This window comes from Pedobacter arcticus A12 (assembly GCF_000302595.1).
Lineage (GTDB): Bacteria > Bacteroidota > Bacteroidia > Sphingobacteriales > Sphingobacteriaceae > Pseudopedobacter > Pseudopedobacter arcticus.
Genome location: NZ_JH947127.1, coordinates 154,888 through 171,696, shown reverse-complemented (window position 1 = coordinate 171,696; position 16,809 = coordinate 154,888). Strand labels below are relative to the sequence as shown.

The 16,809-nt window shown below is 37.5% G+C and carries 12 protein-coding genes and 1 tRNA gene; 4 read left to right on the top strand and 9 right to left on the bottom strand.

Annotated features, from left to right (window positions below):
* Positions 1-73: 73 nt before the first annotated feature.
* The 3 genes from B176_RS0112295 to B176_RS0112285 form a co-directional block, all read right to left on the bottom strand.
* The gene (locus tag B176_RS0112295; RefSeq protein WP_026063307.1) at positions 74-244 is read right to left on the bottom strand and encodes a hypothetical protein; all 171 of its coding nucleotides are present in this window, start codon (positions 242-244) and stop codon (positions 74-76) included.
* A gap of 29 nt (positions 245-273) precedes the next feature.
* Positions 274-344, bottom strand: a tRNA-Cys gene (locus B176_RS0112290).
* Positions 345-392: 48 nt separating this feature from the next.
* Positions 393-1,139: a TrmH family RNA methyltransferase gene (locus B176_RS0112285; RefSeq protein WP_017259118.1), complete on the bottom strand. Its 747-nt coding sequence runs from the start codon at positions 1,137-1,139 to the stop codon at positions 393-395.
* A gap of 35 nt (positions 1,140-1,174) precedes the next feature.
* Between B176_RS0112285 and tamL the strand changes: the two genes are divergently transcribed.
* Positions 1,175-3,466 (top strand): translocation and assembly module lipoprotein TamL, encoded by a 2,292-nt coding sequence (gene tamL / locus B176_RS0112280; protein WP_154648007.1) that lies wholly within the window; start codon positions 1,175-1,177, stop codon positions 3,464-3,466.
* A gap of 89 nt (positions 3,467-3,555) precedes the next feature.
* On the opposite strand, the gene B176_RS0112275 is transcribed toward tamL, so the two are convergent.
* The 4 genes from B176_RS0112275 to B176_RS0112260 form a co-directional block, all read right to left on the bottom strand.
* Complete coding sequence (locus tag B176_RS0112275; protein WP_017259116.1) at positions 3,556-4,815, bottom strand: chloride channel protein; 1,260 nt, start codon at positions 4,813-4,815, stop codon at positions 3,556-3,558.
* Positions 4,816-4,928: 113 nt separating this feature from the next.
* A complete protein-coding gene (locus tag B176_RS0112270) occupies positions 4,929-5,459 on the bottom strand; it encodes a hypothetical protein (protein WP_017259115.1) in 531 nt (176 codons plus the stop codon).
* The gene (locus tag B176_RS0112265) at positions 5,456-7,771 is read right to left on the bottom strand and encodes a patatin-like phospholipase family protein (RefSeq protein WP_017259114.1); all 2,316 of its coding nucleotides are present in this window, start codon (positions 7,769-7,771) and stop codon (positions 5,456-5,458) included. The genes B176_RS0112270 and B176_RS0112265 overlap by 4 nt, the downstream gene beginning before the upstream one ends.
* A 217-nt stretch (positions 7,772-7,988) precedes the next feature.
* Complete coding sequence (locus tag B176_RS0112260) at positions 7,989-8,429, bottom strand: YMGG-like glycine zipper-containing protein (protein ID WP_017259113.1); 441 nt, start codon at positions 8,427-8,429, stop codon at positions 7,989-7,991.
* A 233-nt stretch (positions 8,430-8,662) separates the two neighbouring features.
* Here B176_RS0112260 and alaS point away from each other — a divergent pair, with 233 nt between their 5' ends.
* Positions 8,663-11,359 carry an alanine--tRNA ligase gene (gene alaS / locus B176_RS0112255; RefSeq protein WP_017259112.1) on the top strand — a complete coding sequence of 899 codons (2,697 nt, stop codon included), beginning with the start codon at positions 8,663-8,665 and terminating at the stop codon, positions 11,357-11,359.
* A 148-nt stretch (positions 11,360-11,507) separates the two neighbouring features.
* Positions 11,508-12,485, top strand: a complete 978-nt coding sequence (locus B176_RS0112250; RefSeq protein WP_017259111.1) for a 3-keto-disaccharide hydrolase — start codon at positions 11,508-11,510, stop codon at positions 12,483-12,485.
* Between the two features lie 190 nt (positions 12,486-12,675).
* Here the strand turns inward: B176_RS0112250 and B176_RS0112245 are convergent, their stop codons facing one another.
* The gene (locus tag B176_RS0112245; RefSeq protein ID WP_017259110.1) at positions 12,676-13,236 is read right to left on the bottom strand and encodes a hypothetical protein; all 561 of its coding nucleotides are present in this window, start codon (positions 13,234-13,236) and stop codon (positions 12,676-12,678) included.
* A 903-nt stretch (positions 13,237-14,139) separates the two neighbouring features.
* Positions 14,140-14,817 (bottom strand): hypothetical protein, encoded by a 678-nt coding sequence (locus B176_RS0112235; RefSeq protein ID WP_017259108.1) that lies wholly within the window; start codon positions 14,815-14,817, stop codon positions 14,140-14,142.
* Positions 14,818-15,257: 440 nt separating this feature from the next.
* On the opposite strand from B176_RS0112235, the gene B176_RS0112225 reads away from it, so the two are divergent.
* Positions 15,258-16,808, top strand: coding sequence for a type I restriction endonuclease (locus tag B176_RS0112225; protein ID WP_017259106.1), 1,551 nt, complete (start codon positions 15,258-15,260; stop codon positions 16,806-16,808).
* Position 16,809: the final 1 nt, after the last annotated feature.

Below are 16,809 nucleotides of genomic sequence, written 5' to 3'. Positions count from 1 at the left end.
AGAAAAATCAAAAAAAAATCAAAAAAAATCCTGTTTACCGGCCGATAAACAGGATTCAATTCGATAGAGAAATTTATTTAGATAATGAAGCTAAAACTGCTTCATTTTTCACTACTTGACTGTTTTTTGGTTCTTTAGAACGACTACCGTTTTCTACGTTGGTAGCGTTTTTCAAAAACTTAACTTCCAGGCGAGAAGTAGTTTTATTTCTTCTGTCTTTTCTTTTTAAACGCGTTACTGCCATGACTTCTATTTTAATTAAAATTTTAAACGAGGTCGAGAGCGGATTCGAACCGCTGTAGAAGGTTTTGCAGACCTCTGCCTAGCCACTCGGCCACTCGACCCTTTGTTTTAAGGAATGCAAAAATAGCAAAATTTTAATACAAGGCAACTTATTTTAGTTTATTTCTGCTCATTTCTGCACAACAGATTGCTCCTGCAATTGCAACATTCAAAGATTCGGTGTTTTTGCCACCCGGAATTGTTACCGGATGTGTGATTAATTTCAATAGTTCATCAGAAATTCCTTTGCCTTCGCTACCTAAAACTAAAAAACCTTTTGGGTGCCACTTGGTGCTGAAAATGTTTTCTCCGGCTAATAAAGTTCCATAAATTGGTAATTCGGTATTTGTTAGTAATTCCTCTAAATTTTGGTAGCTCACTTTTACGCGTGTTAAAGAACCCATGGTTGCCTGTACTACTTTAGGGTTGTAAACTTCTACACAATCTAAAGAACAGATAACGTGGCTAAAGCCAAACCAATCTGCTGTTCGTATAATTGTGCCTAAGTTTCCAGGGTCTTGCACACCGTCAAGCACCAATACCATTTCTTCAATATCGTTAGCAACAACCGGAGTATTTTTAGGGGTTTCCACAATGGCTAAAATTCCTTGCGGTGTTTGTAAAGCGCTTATTTTTTCTAGTTCATTTATACTAACTTCATAAGTTTTTTGTTTATTAGATAAATTAGCCACTTTTGCAGAGAAATCTGGCGTACAAAAAATGGTGTTTATCACAAAATCGGTGTTTAAAAATTCCGAAACTGCTTTAAATCCCTCTACTATAAAAAGCTGATGCTCTTTTCGGTATTTTTTTTGATGAAGGGATTTAACTAAACTTATTTGAGATTTTGAAATCATATAAATATTATCCTTTTGCAATTATAGTCTTTTTTGTGTTTACGGTCTTCGGCTGTAGGTCTACTAAACGTTTGAGTAAAGATCAATCTTTGGTTACAAAACTAACTATTACTGGCATTGGTGACGAATTTTCTGATCAGGCGGAGGATTTTGTAGCTTTAGATATTAGGCCTAACTCCCCATTTAACCTTTGGATCTACAATAATTTCAGCAAACAGGGTAAACTGAAATTAGGGGAAGCACCACATCTTTTGGATAGTTCGCTGGTAGAGATTTCTCGGAATCAGATTCAAAAGTTTTTAAATATCAAAGGGTTTTTAAACGCAAAGGTAACGGATAGTATTAGTGTGAAAAATAAAAGGGCCTCTGTTTTTTTTAACGCAGTAAAAGGTGCAGAATTTAAGTTTCGCAATTTGAGTTTTGAAGTTGCCGATTCTACCGTGAAATCTATTTACCTAGCCAATCGTAAAAAATTTACACATATAGATTCCGGTAAACGTTACGATACGGATAGCATTGCCTACGAAAGGGAACAGATTTACCTGTTGATGAAGCGCAATGGTTACTTTGATTTTTTGCGCCAATATGTTAGACCAACTGTTGATACCAATTTTAACAAGGGCGTTGCCGATATAAGTTTGGCGATTTTAAATCCCCAGAATAAAAACGAGCATACTAAATTTATCATTGGGAACACGTATTTAAGAATCCAACCAAGTAGCGGAATCATTGAAAAAGGAATGACTCGCGATACCGCGGTAATAGATTCACAGTATAGATTTTATGATTATTCTAAGTTTTTTAAGCCTAAGAAAATAGCAGATTACATTTATATCAACAAAGGTGATGAGTATAATATCGATAACGCAGATTTAACCACCCAGCGCTTTTTTGATTTAAATGCCTTTAGAAGCGTAAGTGTGGATTTTGTAAAAAGCAAAGATAGCTCATCAAACGAACTGGTGGGTTTGGTAGATATTATTCCGCTTAAGAAGAAGTCGAACCGGCTTGACGGTGAATATACTTTTAACTCCAGTATAACGGGTTTAAACTTAGGGTTGACCTATCAGAACAGAAATATTTTTGGAGGTGCAGAAGTGTTTGAAGTGAAGCTACGTGGCGGATTGCAGTTTGATAAAAATGTAAGCGGTAAGCTAGCCGATCGGATTTTAAGTAAAGATTACCAAGTTGGGGCAAGTTTAAGTTATCCACGATTGATCACACCTTTTAATATTGAATCTTTTGGTAAAAACGGAGTGCCCCATACTCGCATTGCCGTTTCGTATCAGAATTATCAGTTGACAAAAAGTTATCAGCGTAAGAGTTTAGGTTTTAACATTACGTATGATTGGGTAGAAACAAAATACAAACTCCATTCCTTTACGCCTGTTAATGTACAATACTCAAAAGCCTTAATAAACGATGATCTAGCAGCTTTGCTTGTTAGTCAGGGAAATGCATTCTTTCTTTCTACGCTTCGCTCTCAGTTGCTCTCTAGCAGTTATTACACCTATACAGTTAATTTACCAAGACTTACTTCGTACAACAACTTTACGTTTTTCTCTGGAACGGCCGAATTAGGAGGTAATTCCGCTGCATTAGTCTCAAACCTAAAGAAAAAAACCAATGCCGACGGACAGCGATTATTGGTTGGTGTACCTTATTACCAGTACGTAAAGTTAGAAACAGATATTCGATTTTATAGATCTTTAGGGGGAGAACGCCAGTTTATTGCCCGTTTTAACCCGGGTGTAGGTTATTCTTACGGTAATATTAAATCCTTACCATTTGACAAACGTTTTTTTGCTGGTGGTTCTAGTGGTATTAGGGCTTGGCAAGCCAGAACATTGGGTCCTGGAAATTACAATAGATCCTCTTTAGCTACAGATTCGGCCCGGTTTAACTTGCGTAATTTAGACCAGTTGGGCGATATTAAATTTGAAGGTAATTTAGAGTATCGTTTTAAACTGATCAACAATTTTATTGGCTCAAAACTAAAAGGAGCTACGTTTATTGATTTTGGAAATGTATGGCAGATTAGAGATAATGGTTTGCAGGGCGGACAGCTTAAGTTTAATAAGCTATTTGATCAAACAGCGATCGGTATGGGTTTCGGACTAAGGTTTGATGTTTCCTTTTTTGTGTTCAGGTTAGATGCAGGTTTGAAATTTAAAGACCCACAGTTTACTGGCGACGATCAATACGTTGTTAAATATTGGTTCGATAGGGCAGGGAAACGAGCATTAAAAGATAGCTATGCAATTACCAATGCGCCAGATAAATACTCTATATCTCAGATTCAGTTTGGTATTGGAATGCCTTTTTAGGTGGTTAGGTTGTTGGTTTGTTAGGTGGTTAGGTGGTTTGTTTGTTGGGTGGTTAGTTTGTTAGTTTTGTTGATCGTCACTCATTCAAACTATTTTCCTTTATAGCTGTAAACTGTATAATCGCAGAAATATTTTGCGGTGTATTTTGCGATAAAACAGCCGAGCGCAATTGGAATGAAGATAATATAGCCACCTGTTACCAAATTGCAACCTAAAAATATGGATGTTAAAGGAGCATCAATGGCAGCGCTTAGTACTGCTACGCCACCAACAATCGCAAAGTTTAGCACAACAAGGTTTGCATCAAAAAAGTAATTGAAAAGCAAGGCTATTGCAATTCCTAAAATAGCTCCGGCTACAATACTTGGTGCAAAAACTCCACCATCGCCACCCGCACCTAAGGTTAATGCGGCTACTAAGGGTTTCAGAAATACGAGAGCAAATAATACGAGTGTGAGCTGTATGCTAAATATTTGATTGTGTGAATTAAAAAGCAAGTCATTTAAACCGTGATAGCTATCGCCGTAGAGCTGAGGGAACACTAAAATTGCAATGCCCACCAATAAAGCACCAGAGTTTACACGCAAAAAATTATTAGAAATGTTTCCGAAGAATTTCTTTATATAAATTACTGTTTTGGTGAAGTAAATTGCTAAAAAGCTACAGGCTAAACTTAAAATAATCAAATAGGGAATCGCGTGGGCACTCCAGCCTTCTACAGTAAAGTTCAATATCCTTTCGGGGTTTAACCTCATTAAGCTTAGCCATGAAACCAGTACAGCACAGCCAGCGCTTAGCAAAGTAGTTTTACTGATGTTTTTACGAGCAATTACTTCGATGGCAAAAAAGAAACCTGCAATGGGGCTGGCAAAAATTGTTGCAATTCCCGCAGCAACTGCAGCACAAATCAATTCTGTTTTATATGCTTTAACTAGCGTGATGTTACGCTGGGCCATTGTGCCAACCGCCGCAGTTGCTACCACAGTTGAAACCTCAATGCCAGTTGAACCGCCAAAAATTACCGTTAAAAATCCATTCAAATAGTGAGATGGGACTTTGAATGCGGGTAAGGTGTTTTTTTTAGTGTCAATTGCTTGGTAAATTTCTTTAATTCCTTTATTTGGTTTTCCTCTAAAAACATATTTTCTTAAAAAATAAATAGCTGTAATCCCTATTGATGGTAAAATAATGTAGAGGATAGGTAACTTTTTACTTTGGTTAAAAATAAACGTTTCGGCGTGTTCGGTGAGACTTTTTAAAGAGTCGGCAAGAATAACAGAAATTATAGAAACAACTATTGAAGAAACAACTAATCCAATAATTTGAGTTTTAGAAGTTGTGATTTTCATTAACGAATAATGATTTTAATGACAATTTGATAAGAAAAGCAAAAATATAATTAAAAAATGGAATAATAACGTTTTAAAATAAATCTATCTAAACTATAATCAGGAATAATAACCTAAAAAATATTTTTGATACCGCCCAAAGCCGACTCAAAGAAGGTAGGAATTGACAAGCCCTTGCTATAATAAAAGTAGAAAAGCACCATAAGAATAAATATCACAAAGCCAATTAAGCGCCTAAACATATAGCCTATTAATATTAAGCCAACCGGAACAATGAGTAAAACGTACCAGCTGATTTTAATAGGTTTTAAGTCATTGTCTTTTTTATAAACGTAGTATAGGTTAGATGGGTTTTTTACATCGTTGATATGTTTTATAAAAATAAAAGCAGATTTTTCAATCTGTAAGGGGCAAACAGCTACGCCATCGTTAAACTTAAGCTCCTGTTTAAAGCCATTTACAGAAAAATTATACACGCCGTTAATATGTTCGTTAGGATTTTCTAAAGAGTCAGCTGCAATGATGGCTAGCTTTTGTCCTTTTAAAAGGTTTTCTTTTACAGTAAAGTAATTGATGTTTTGGCTGTCTTGTGCAAAACTCGTTAGCGAGATCAACATGACTAATATTGGGATTAACTTTTTCATAACTCTAAAGCTCGCTTATTGTATAACAGGTAGCCAATATGGAAAAAAACACCAAATCTTTTTGCGTTATCATCATAATAATTAACATTTAGGCTAATAGGTCCAACAGGACTGTGGTAAACTGCGGCGGTAGAATACACAAATCTATGGTCGTCAAAGGGTTTGCCGAGGGCAGAAAGCTGATTGCCAACTTTTAAAATCTTTTGATAGGGTTGGAAAACGTAAGCTTCTAACCTAAAATCTAAATTCTTAGCGGCGGTGAAAACGTTTTTAATACCAAACGCTGCATACTTATCTGCCCTAAAGTTTTCTAGAAATATGGATTTAGAATCTTGTAATGGATAAAAAGCAGTAGTATGAATTAGATTTCCTTTGTAGTTAGCAAAACTTGGTCGGTTACTAAATACACCTTCTAATAAATAGCCTAAACTATATTTAGGATTTATACGCATGTACTTCTCGTTTACAAGCTTGAAGTTGAACCATACCCGAGTAAATTGCTTTTCACTAAGGGTTGGATAAATGGGGTCGTCTCTTAAAATATTTCCAGGCTCATAGGTCTCCACGCCATCGTAATAACTAAAGCCTATAAAAAGACTGCTTCCTTTTGATGGATATTGCTTTCTATTAAGGCCGTTTCTTTTATAATTTAGGCCCGTTGCAAAGCCTTTAAAATAGGTTTCGTCTAAAATATCACCTGTCCCAAAGTTTTCTGTAGGGCTATATTTATTATTGGTGCTTAAAAAGCCAGCAAAAGCCGTTGTTTTAGCATTTTTTCCACTGGCGAAACCAATGCTCTGAATAAACCTACTGTCGGCCTGTTCTAAAAATGTGGGCTTTACGTTTTCTAAAAATAGCTGACTCGACTCAAAGTAGTTCCAATGGTTATAAGTGATTTCGGTCTCCAAATAAAACGGAACTTTTTTTGGAATATCCATTCTGAAAGCACCCTGGGCAGATTCATGAAACCTACCTGTGTAAAAATTAGCACTTAGCGTGTAGGAGCTTTTTCTTAAAAAATTGTACTGCAAACCTATAAAAGCATTTCCAATTGGTCTACTCGCAATTGCACCACCAAAATCGAGTTTAAAGTTCTTTTCGGGTTGTACAATTAACTCAAACTCATAGGTGTTTTCTGCCTCAAGATAATTGATTTTAGGATAAACGGTTTCAAAATTGTCATCACCCAAAAGTTTATAATAAGCTAGTTTTACTTCGTTTAGGTTGAGGTTTTTGTTCATGCTTTTAAAAACATTCTCCACATATTTTTTCCTTTTTCCGCTTACGCCAGATATCTTAATGTTTTTAAACGTAAGGTAGGGGTTCTTGGCGATGAAAGCTTTTCGGGCAGTTTTAACATCTGCCACTTTTGCTTCTCTTTTAACTTTAGATTTTATCTTTTCAATCTCGGCCATGGTAGCATCATAGCCCTGTTTAATGATTTCTGCTACCGGTTTAAAATTTGTGATCGAGTAATTGGATAAATCTGGCTGTATGTAAACCCCATTTTCTCCAATTGCAGTGGAGTCCGTTTTGCTGAGGAATAGGTATACCAAAAACTTGTTCATCAGCTTTTCATCAATATCTTTTGGATAGGTATTGAAGATTTTTGAAGAAACGTTAGCGCCGATGATCACATCTGGTTCAAATTCTTTCTTCATCACATCTACCGGAAAGTTATCATACAGTCCTCCATCAAAAACATATTTATCATCTACTTTTATGGGTCTGTAAACTAAAGGAACGGTAAAAGTCCCCCTAACTGCTTCTACCAAAGAGCCTTTTTTCATAGGGATGGTCGTTTGGGAAAGCACATCAGAAACAATGCACCTAAAAGGTACAAAAAGATTGTCGAAATTGTTTTTTGCGTTTGCGGATGCCTGCCCCAGTAATTCTAAAAGTGCAAAGTTTAAAGGAATATCATTGACCAGGTTTGACCTAAACTTAAAGTTGAAGCCAGTATCAATCTGGATTTTGGCGGTTATAAAAGAAGGGTTGGTTTCTTTCTTTTTAAAGAAATAGCTATAATCGCTATCGTATTTGCCACTTATCCAGTCTTGAAAATCGGTACCTAAAGCAATATATTCTATTTCTTCTGGCGAATATCCGGCGGCATACATGGCGCCAACAACACCACCCATAGATGTCCCGGTGATATAATCAATAGGAATGTTGTTTTCTTCGAGCGCTTTTAATAAACCAATGTGTGCTAAACCTTTTGCTCCTCCGCCACTTAGTACAACGCCTACTTTCTGTGCAAACAGAAACTTGCTAAAAAGCAGTAAGACTAGAAATAGCGTGTGTTTTTTCACGATTTAGGAGCATTTTTTAAGGTGTGGCTAATTTACGATTTAATTATACATCTCAAATCTTAATTGTTTAAGCGTTTGGTAATTGTATAAGATTAAACTAACTAAAACTTACACCTATCAAGGCTTAAACACGCAGCGTCTGGCAATAAAAAAGCACAAAAAAACCCGTTCGTATTTAAAAGGAACGGGTCTTAATATATGATGGAGTAAATATTTACTATTGGGCTCTACCGGTTTTCTTATCTTTATCTCTACCGATTAAGTAACCTGCTCCAGCACCAGCTGCGCCACCTATAATTGCACCTCTTCCTTTTTTCTTGTCTATTAAAGCACCACCAACTGCACCTGCTGCACCACCTATAACAGCGCCCTTAGCTGCTGAGCTCCAACCTTTTTTCTTGGTTTCCTGCGTGGTTGTAGTTGAAGAGTTACTATAGTGATTTACTACTACCGGTTTGCTTGCAACTATTGCTGCTTTTTCTTGTCTTTCTCTCTCTGCATCAGCTTTGGCAGTTTCTGCTCTTTTAAAGCTATCCAATGTTAAGCTATCTTTCATCATCTTTATTGAATCTGCTTTTTCGTCAGAGCTTGCTTTGTATTGATTGTTACATGCAGCTAAACTTGCCACAATTAACATCAGTCCTATAACCTTTTTCATAGTGTTGAAATTTTAGTTTTTTATGCCACTAAAGAAATAACAATGCCAAAGCCGTAAGTCTTAGAAAGAAGCCTTTTGTTCTTTGGGCCTTGTCTTTTTTTTGTATAAAAAAGTAGACAAAACGACTATTAAATTATTGATTTTAGGCTTCTTGTTTAGCAGTGGCAACTTAAAAAGTTGGTGGTATTCAAAATTCTTCGTTAAAATCCACAATCTCATTATATTTGCAGCTTATGAGTATCACGGCACAGCAAATTCGTCAGCAGTTTTTAGACTTTTTTAACAGTAAAGGACATCAAATTGTAGCTTCGGCTCCAATAGTAGTTAAAAACGACCCTACTTTAATGTTTACCAACGCAGGGATGAACCAGTTTAAAGACCTGTTTTTAGGCGAAGCAGCTATTAAATACCTTCGGGTTGCCGATACCCAACGTTGTCTGCGTGTTTCGGGTAAGCATAATGACTTGGAAGAAGTAGGGATTGATACCTACCACCACACCATGTTTGAGATGCTGGGCAACTGGAGCTTTGGCGATTATTTCAAGAAAGAGGCCATTGAATGGAGCTGGGAATTGTTGACCGATGTTTATGGTTTGTCTAAAGATCGGTTATATGTGACCATTTTTGAAGGTGATGAAAGCGAAGGTTTGCCCAAAGACCGAGAGGCTTATGATTTTTGGAGGCAGTATGTAGATGAGGATAAAATCCTTTTAGGAAATAAGAAAGATAATTTTTGGGAAATGGGCGAAACTGGTCCGTGTGGGCCATGTTCAGAAATCCATTTCGATAGCCGTAGCGATGAAGACCGAGCGAAGGTGAGCGGGGCTACTTTGGTAAATGCCGATGATCCTTTGGTGATTGAAATCTGGAACAACGTTTTTATGCAGTTTAATCGCTTAAAAGATGGAAGCTTAAAGCCTTTGCCAGCACAACATGTTGATACCGGAATGGGTTTCGAGCGTTTGGTGCGTATTATTCAGGATAAAACCTCTAACTACGATACCGATGTTTTCCAACCGATGATCCAGTATATCGCTGAAAAGGCAGACATTAAATACGGCGCAGAAGAAAAAACAGATATCGCCATGCGGGTAATGGCAGATCATATCCGGGCAATTGCTTTTGCTATTGCCGACGGACAATTACCCTCAAACAATAAAGCAGGTTATGTAATCCGTAGGATTTTAAGAAGAGCGGTTCGTTATGCCTACCAATATTTAGGTTTAAAAGAACCATTCTTAAATCAGTTGGTTCCTATATTGGCTGGTCAGTTCCAAGGCGTTTTTGATGAACTGTATTCGCAGAAGGATTTTGTGCAGAAGGTAGTTTTAGAAGAGGAAAATAGCTTTTTGAGAACGTTATCCCAAGGTATTTCAAGATTTCATGTTTACACAAGTAAAGGAAGTGGATTTACTCTTGATAATGAAGACGATAGTTGGGAAATGATGAAATATCAAGATAAGTATATGTCTCAAAGAGCCAAGGAAATTATTGATGGCGAATTTGCATTTGAGCTTTCTGATACTTATGGTTTTCCAATTGATTTGACAGATTTAATGGCTCGTGAAAAAGGATTTACTGTAGATTATGAAGGTTTCGAAGCAGAACTCCAAAAACAAAAAAACCGTTCAAGAGCTGCAACGGCAGTAAATACCGAAGATTGGGTAATCGTTACAGAAGGTGACGAACCAGAATTTGTAGGTTATGATGATCTAGAAACTCACGCTCATATTTTAAAATACCGTAAGGTTACGGCAAAAGGAAAAGAACAATTTCAATTGGTATTAGATCGTACACCTTTCTACGCAGAAAGTGGCGGACAAGTCGGCGATACTGGTTTATTGATAGGAGAGGGCGAAGAAGTTGTGATTACCGATACCAAAAAAGAAAATGGCTTATTCATCCATTTTGTGGATGCTTTACCTGAAAAGTTAGATGCGCAATTTTTAGCCAGGGTTGATGCTCAAAAAAGAATTCTCACAGAAAACAACCACTCGGCAACGCACCTTTTGCATGCCGCTTTAAAAATGGTGTTGGGAACACATGTTAACCAAAAAGGAAGTTTGGTGAACGAAAATGTTTTACGTTTCGATTTTTCTCACTTTTCTAAAGTAACCGAAGAAGAAATTAGAGCGATTGAAGGCATTGTGAACGAGAAAATCAGAGCCAACATCGCTTTAAAAGAAGAAAGAAACGTAGCCTACCAACAAGCTTTGAATAGTGGCGTAACTGCTTTGTTTGGAGAAAAATACGGAGATTTTGTTCGTGTCATCACTTTCGGTGAAGGATATTCTAAAGAATTATGTGGCGGAACCCATGTGCCAGCAACCGGACAAATCGGTTATTTTAAGATCGTTTCTGAAAGTGCGGTAGCAGCCGGTGTTCGTAGAATTGAAGCCATAACGGCCACCAAAGCAGAAGCTTTTATTCATGAGCAAGACGAACTGTTAAAGCAATTGAAAGAATTGCTGAAAAACCCTCAGGATTTAGCCAAATCTGTGGAAGCTTTGCTAGAAGAAAATAGCAAACTGAAAAAAGAAGTAGAAAAAGCTGTTTTAGCAAAAGCTTCTGGCTTAAAAGATGAATTAAAAGCACAAGCCGAAAATATAAACGGAATTAATTTTATCGCCCAAAAAGTAGCCTTACCAAACGCCGAAGCTATTAAAAACCTAGCTTACCAACTCAAAGATGTGGTAGAAAACATGTACTTGGTTTTAGCTGCCGAAATTGAAGGTAAGCCTTTATTAACCGTAATGCTTTCCGAAAACCTAATTAAAGAAAAAGGAATGAATGCTGGAAGCATAGTCCGTGAATTGGCGAAAGAAATTCAAGGTGGTGGTGGCGGTCAGCCATTTTTTGCCACTGCTGGAGGTAAGGACGTTAAGGGTTTGGGGGATGCTTTGGTTAAAGCGAAAGCATTTGCTGTTTAATTTTTAACGTTCTAGATCTAGCAGAAAGTAGTTTATCCTCTGGTTTATTATTGGTTAAATTATTTTTGCGGTTAAAATAAATACATCTTATATTGTGGTCTACAGCATTTATTTAGAAATAACTTTAAATAGAATAGCTCGAAAAAATATGCGTAAAAAGATTATTTTATTTGGTTTAAGTTGCTTTTTGCTTGTTTCCTCGGGCAACCTGTTGGCAACCACTGTTGAGCATAATAATTTGGTTAAACCTGTTCTTGCGGATTATGATGCTCTGATTGGTCGTTGGGATATTACAATCGATGTAAATGGTAAAACAGCACCAGCTTGGCTTGAAGTCAAGGTGTCGGGGTTTAAAACACTGGTAGGTTATTTTGTTTCTACTTCAGGAAGCGCTCGCCTCATAGCAGAGATTATATTTAGCGATCGTAAATTTAGCTTTGAAATCCCACCACAATGGGAAAGCGGAAAAGAGAATTTAGTGATTTCGGGCGAGCTGACTTCAGACGGTATCCAAGGTACCATGAAAGATTGTGATGCAAAGGTTTACAAATGGAAAGGTGTAAAAGCCCCTTATTTAAAAAGAACAGCACAGCCAGTTTGGGGAAAGCCAATCAATTTATTTAATGGTAAAGATTTAGCAGGATGGAAAGCATCAGGTGCTAATCAATGGATAGTTAAGGATGGTATTTTAACAAGTCCAAAGGCAGGCTCGAACCTAATTACTGAGCAGAAATTCAATGATTTTAAACTTCATGTTGAGTTTAAGTACGGAAAAGGTGGAAATAGCGGCGTTTATTTAAGAGGTCGTTATGAAGTGCAGATCGAAGATAGCAAGAAAGATGCACATCCAAATAGCGTATTATTTGGTGGGATATATGGTTTCTTAACCGCAAACGAAATGGTTGCAATGGGTCCGGATACTTGGCAAACGTTTGATATTACACTTGTTGGGCGTTTGGTTACTGTGGTAGCAAATGGAAAAACCATAATCAGCAATCAAGAGATACCGGGTATTACAGGCGGTGCGCTAGATAGCAATGAGGGCGAAGCAGGTCCGATTTACTTACAAGGCGATCACATGCCAATTGAGTATAGAAAAATTGTTTTAACGCCAGCAAAGAATTAGGTTGCGTGTTGAATGTTTTGTAGTATAATTTAATACGTCAATTTTATATTTTCGGAGCGTTTCCGGCTTTTAAAGCTGGGAGATACTACTCGGGAAAAAAGGGATAACCAAAAATATTGGTTATCCCTTTTTTGTAAGCACTGGAATCCCAAAATCGGGGTGTCAGGTTTTGATTTTTTTACTTGCCAAATCATGGCGAAACGACTAACAAAGTGGTATTGTTTGCTAAATCTGTTGCACTCCAAGTAAGGGTGCAGGTAGCAAAATCTGTTGTTGCTAAAGTACAGGCATATTTCCAAGTGACACCATCTAATTGCAGCACAGCTTCACCTTCTTCCAATAAAGATTCATCGGCTAGGTAAATACTTAATTTAACAGATTTTACCTCATAATTGTCAATCGCCTTCACAATCAGTTGGCACCCCACAGCACCGTTGTAAATCCCTGCTGCATCAGATAGTATTGGCGGAGAGAAGAAATCTGCAAATGCCACATTGAATACGCTTTGCCCGGTTTTTGCAAAGCCTGCATATTTAGGTTTTAGCACCGGGTCTAAAATGGCCTGCTGGGCATATTTACTGGCCAATTTAAAACGTTCATTAACACTCAGCTGTGCTTCGGTTGGTGGCTTACTGCTTTTTTGAGGCATTTTACCCACTATTGTTTTACCATTCTGCTGCTTAAATACGATTAAGTCGCCTACTTTACCGCTTAATCCGTGGGTAACTACGTTGTTTTTACTTGTTGCCATTTTTATTGGGCTTAGTACTGAACTTCATTGAACAGTGACTCAAACGTACAGCAGTTTTTTTACTGAAAAAATACTTGTCGTAACAAGGGTGAACAGGGTTTTTTATGTCGTTAGAAGGTGTTTTATGCTTGTATTGTCCTCTTTTGTCTAAGCTTGTCCCTGTTTGGTGGTTGGCTCGTTTTAGTTTGGATATTGGGTGGTCCTTTAGTGGTGGTTTAGTGATTCTTTAGTGGTTTTCTTTGAGAGCTATTGATTTTTTGTCCAAGCATGGTCTGTCGCAGACGACCCTGCTTTTTTAGGTGTCTTTCTGGAGAGTTCTTTTGTCCAAGCATGGTCTGTCGCAGACGACCCTGCGTTTTTTTATTTAGTTTTCTTAGTATTTTTTTTTCTTAGCTGACTTTCTTTGAAAATTTCCTTTAATAATAAATTTACTTTTTTTTAGGATAAATCTTCCCGGCTCATTGCCGCCGGAAAGGCTAGTTCTTTTTTCATTCTTTTTTTCTGTCTGTTTGGTATTCAAGAGTGCTCCGCAATTTGCTTCAGCTCAAAAGAACCAAAAAGCCGCCGCTACGCCGGTTGCTAGGGAAGTCAATGCTTTTATTTCTGCACCGTTACCGCAACCACCAAGGCGGAATTAATCGGTTACGGAAGGATTGTGCTTTTATTCTTGCTTCGTTGGCGCTTCTCCTTTCCCCGCGTCATCGCGAGGCTGAAGCGTGAGCCTTTGTATATGAGGGCTGTGACGATTTCCGAGCGACGAAGGTAGAAGTTCTTTATCGACAGATTTTTATTTTTTCCCTTATGCAAGGTGTCCCCCGCTGGCGGGGGTGGGGGGTGGTATTTTGTTTTTTATGGAGCTGCATCCTTTCTTAGGTACAGACGGAAGACCTGTGTTTTCGCGGTTTACCCTCCAGGTTTTTTGTAATTCAGACATTCTGAATGTTTGTAAAAATTTCTGCAACCTAAGGTGGTAGGTTTAAATTGGTGCGGATGGCGATCGATTGTTTTAGTGGAGATTCGTAATACTGCGGCGAGTTGTTTTTTGCTCAGTAAAGGTTCTTCTAAAGGTAGGGGTTGTGGACGGACGGCAAGCGCTGGTTGTTCACGTTCTAAAACTCGCCTAACATCTTTTTCATTTTGCATATTGCTGATCCAGTTTACCAGATCACTCAGTTTTTTAATGCCTTTTAGTTCGTCTTCTACCAAAAACTGTCGGATTAAAGGCTTGGCGAGTTCGGCATTGCAGATGATAAAAAGTAAGGCTAGTTTCTCGCGACTGGCATGCTCGTAACCGCCTTCTACATTGTTCACGCAGATGCCAGCAGGGCTAAAAGTTAAAAAGTCGGCTGCAGCGGTCAGTCCCTCGCTTTCTAAACGTGGTAAAACCAAGAGGAAACTATCTTCCGGCATCTCAATGCCCGAACTTATCTCTTCGTCGTAGCAAAGTTGGTATTTCAAGTAAATACTCTTCAAAATGCTTCGAGCTTTAAACAATAAAGCGCTCTGGCTAGAAACAGCATCTCCATTACATTCAAAATGTTCAATGCTCTTGAGGTTTCGCTTGTTTATTTTTCTTTCCATTTTGATAATGAGCGTCTTAGCTGATTAATACAAATGACGGATTATTTATGATGTATAATGATTCCAGTTTTCCACAAGCTAAAAGTTAACATTGCTAATTTTTTAAGTATTTGTTGTAAAACGATGATTTATAGTTGTTTATACTTGTGGAAAACTAAAAATTATAAAAAAGAAAATTGGTTCTTTTTGGGCTGGAAAATGGTGTTTTATTCGTGATTTTTGGTTTTATAGACCTGCCTATTCTCTTTTTCTTTGTCGCAGTCATCCGATAGCTTTCGGAAGACAGTAAAAAGCAGTACCTCGCATTAAAACCAGACGCTAAAACCACCACTTCAAAAAAAGAAGTCGTCCACATTTGCCTACAGCGATAATTAAAATTATATTTACCCGTAAAACCCTAATCCGTAGAAAGCCAAAGCTTTTTAAAAACGATATACTTAATGGCCTTTAACGAAGACTCTCGCGTCAAGATTCCTGCACTGTTACATTTGGTTCGTTTGGGCTATACCTATATTTCTAGAAAAGAGCAATTTAGGCAAGAAGAAACAAATATATTTCCAGTTTTTTTTAAAAAGAGCATTTGCAAAATTAATCCGGGTGTGGATGAAGCAGATGTTAGTCGGTTATTAGACGAATTGACTTTAAAGCTGGATTTTGATGATTTAGGTCGGGAGTTTTATAAAAGTTTAACCGCAACATCGGGCATCAAGCTAATTGATTTTGAAAATTTCAATAAGAATAGTTTCCATGTCACTACAGAATTAACCTGTAAAAACGGAGAAGAAGAATTTAGACCAGATATTACCATTTTAATTAACGGAATGCCTTTGGTGTTTATCGAAGTTAAAAAACCGAACAATAAAGACGGTGTTTTAGCAGAACGTAAACGCATCAACGATCGTTACAAAAACAAGAAATTCAAGCGTTTTGCCAACATCACGCAAATGATGTTGTTCTCTAATAACATGCCTTACGAAGATGGGGTAATAGAACCTTTACAAGGTGCTTATTATGCCACATCGGCTTATGCTGATTTGCAATTCAACTATTTTAGGGAAGAAGAAAACTTAAACCTAACGCATTTGTTAGCTTCCGAAAGTGATGAAATTGAAAACCTGATTTTAAAGGATAACAACATCATCGCCATTAAACATTCGCCCGAGTTTATAACAAACAAACATTACAACACACCAACCAATACCATTTTAACTTCTCTCCTAAGCAAAGATAGGCTGGATTTTATCCTGAAATATTCCATTGCCTACGTAGATGAAGAAATCAACGGAAAAATCGTTACGCTTAAACACATCATGCGTTATCCGCAGATTTTTGCCACAAAAGCTATTGAGCGTAAGTTGAACGAAGGTGTTAAAAAAGGAATTATTTGGCATACACAAGGAAGCGGTAAAACAGCGTTGGCGTTTTATAACGTTAAGTTTTTGACGGATTATTTTCAAAAGCGCAACATCATCACCAAATTCTATTTCATTGTTGACCGTATTGATTTGGCAATTCAAGCTAGAACGGAGTTTCTAAATCGAGGCCTGGGTGTCAAGGAAGTAAATTCAAGAACCGAGTTTTTAGCAAACATCAAAAAAGTAAGTGTTGTACATAACAGCTCAGGCGATAGGGAAATTTCTGTAGTTAACATTCAAAAGTTTACCGAGGAAACCGTTGCCGTAAAAGATTTGGCTTACGACATCAACATCCAACGGATTTATTTTATCGACGAAGCACACCGTGGTTATAACCCGAAAGGAACGGCTTTGGTAAATCTGCTTCGCTCTGATGAAGACGCCATTAAAATTGCTTTAACCGGAACGCCTTTGTTGCGAGAAGTGGCTAAAGAATTTGATAGCAAAGCCTTGTTTGGCGAATACATCCACAAGTATTATTACAACATGTCCATCGCCGATGGCTATACTTTGCGTTTGATTAGGGAAGGGATTGATACTGTAAGCTTCCCCGTTTTTCAGACCACTCAAAAGTAGA

Coding starts and splice junctions, on each gene's coding strand:
- B176_RS0112295 (WP_026063307.1), bottom strand. CDS start 244: ATGGCAGTAACGCGTTTAAAAAGAAAAGACAGAAGAAATAAAACTACT.
- B176_RS0112285 (WP_017259118.1), bottom strand. CDS start 1,139: ATGATTTCAAAATCTCAAATAAGTTTAGTTAAATCCCTTCATCAAAAA.
- B176_RS0112275 (WP_017259116.1), bottom strand. CDS start 4,815: ATGAAAATCACAACTTCTAAAACTCAAATTATTGGATTAGTTGTTTCT.
- B176_RS0112270 (WP_017259115.1), bottom strand. CDS start 5,459: ATGAAAAAGTTAATCCCAATATTAGTCATGTTGATCTCGCTAACGAGT.
- B176_RS0112260 (WP_017259113.1), bottom strand. CDS start 8,429: ATGAAAAAGGTTATAGGACTGATGTTAATTGTGGCAAGTTTAGCTGCA.
- alaS (WP_017259112.1), top strand. CDS start 8,663: ATGAGTATCACGGCACAGCAAATTCGTCAGCAGTTTTTAGACTTTTTT.
- B176_RS0112250 (WP_017259111.1), top strand. CDS start 11,508: ATGCGTAAAAAGATTATTTTATTTGGTTTAAGTTGCTTTTTGCTTGTT.
- B176_RS0112245 (WP_017259110.1), bottom strand. CDS start 13,236: ATGGCAACAAGTAAAAACAACGTAGTTACCCACGGATTAAGCGGTAAA.
- B176_RS0112235 (WP_017259108.1), bottom strand. CDS start 14,817: ATGGAAAGAAAAATAAACAAGCGAAACCTCAAGAGCATTGAACATTTT.
- B176_RS0112225 (WP_017259106.1), top strand. CDS start 15,258: ATGGCCTTTAACGAAGACTCTCGCGTCAAGATTCCTGCACTGTTACAT.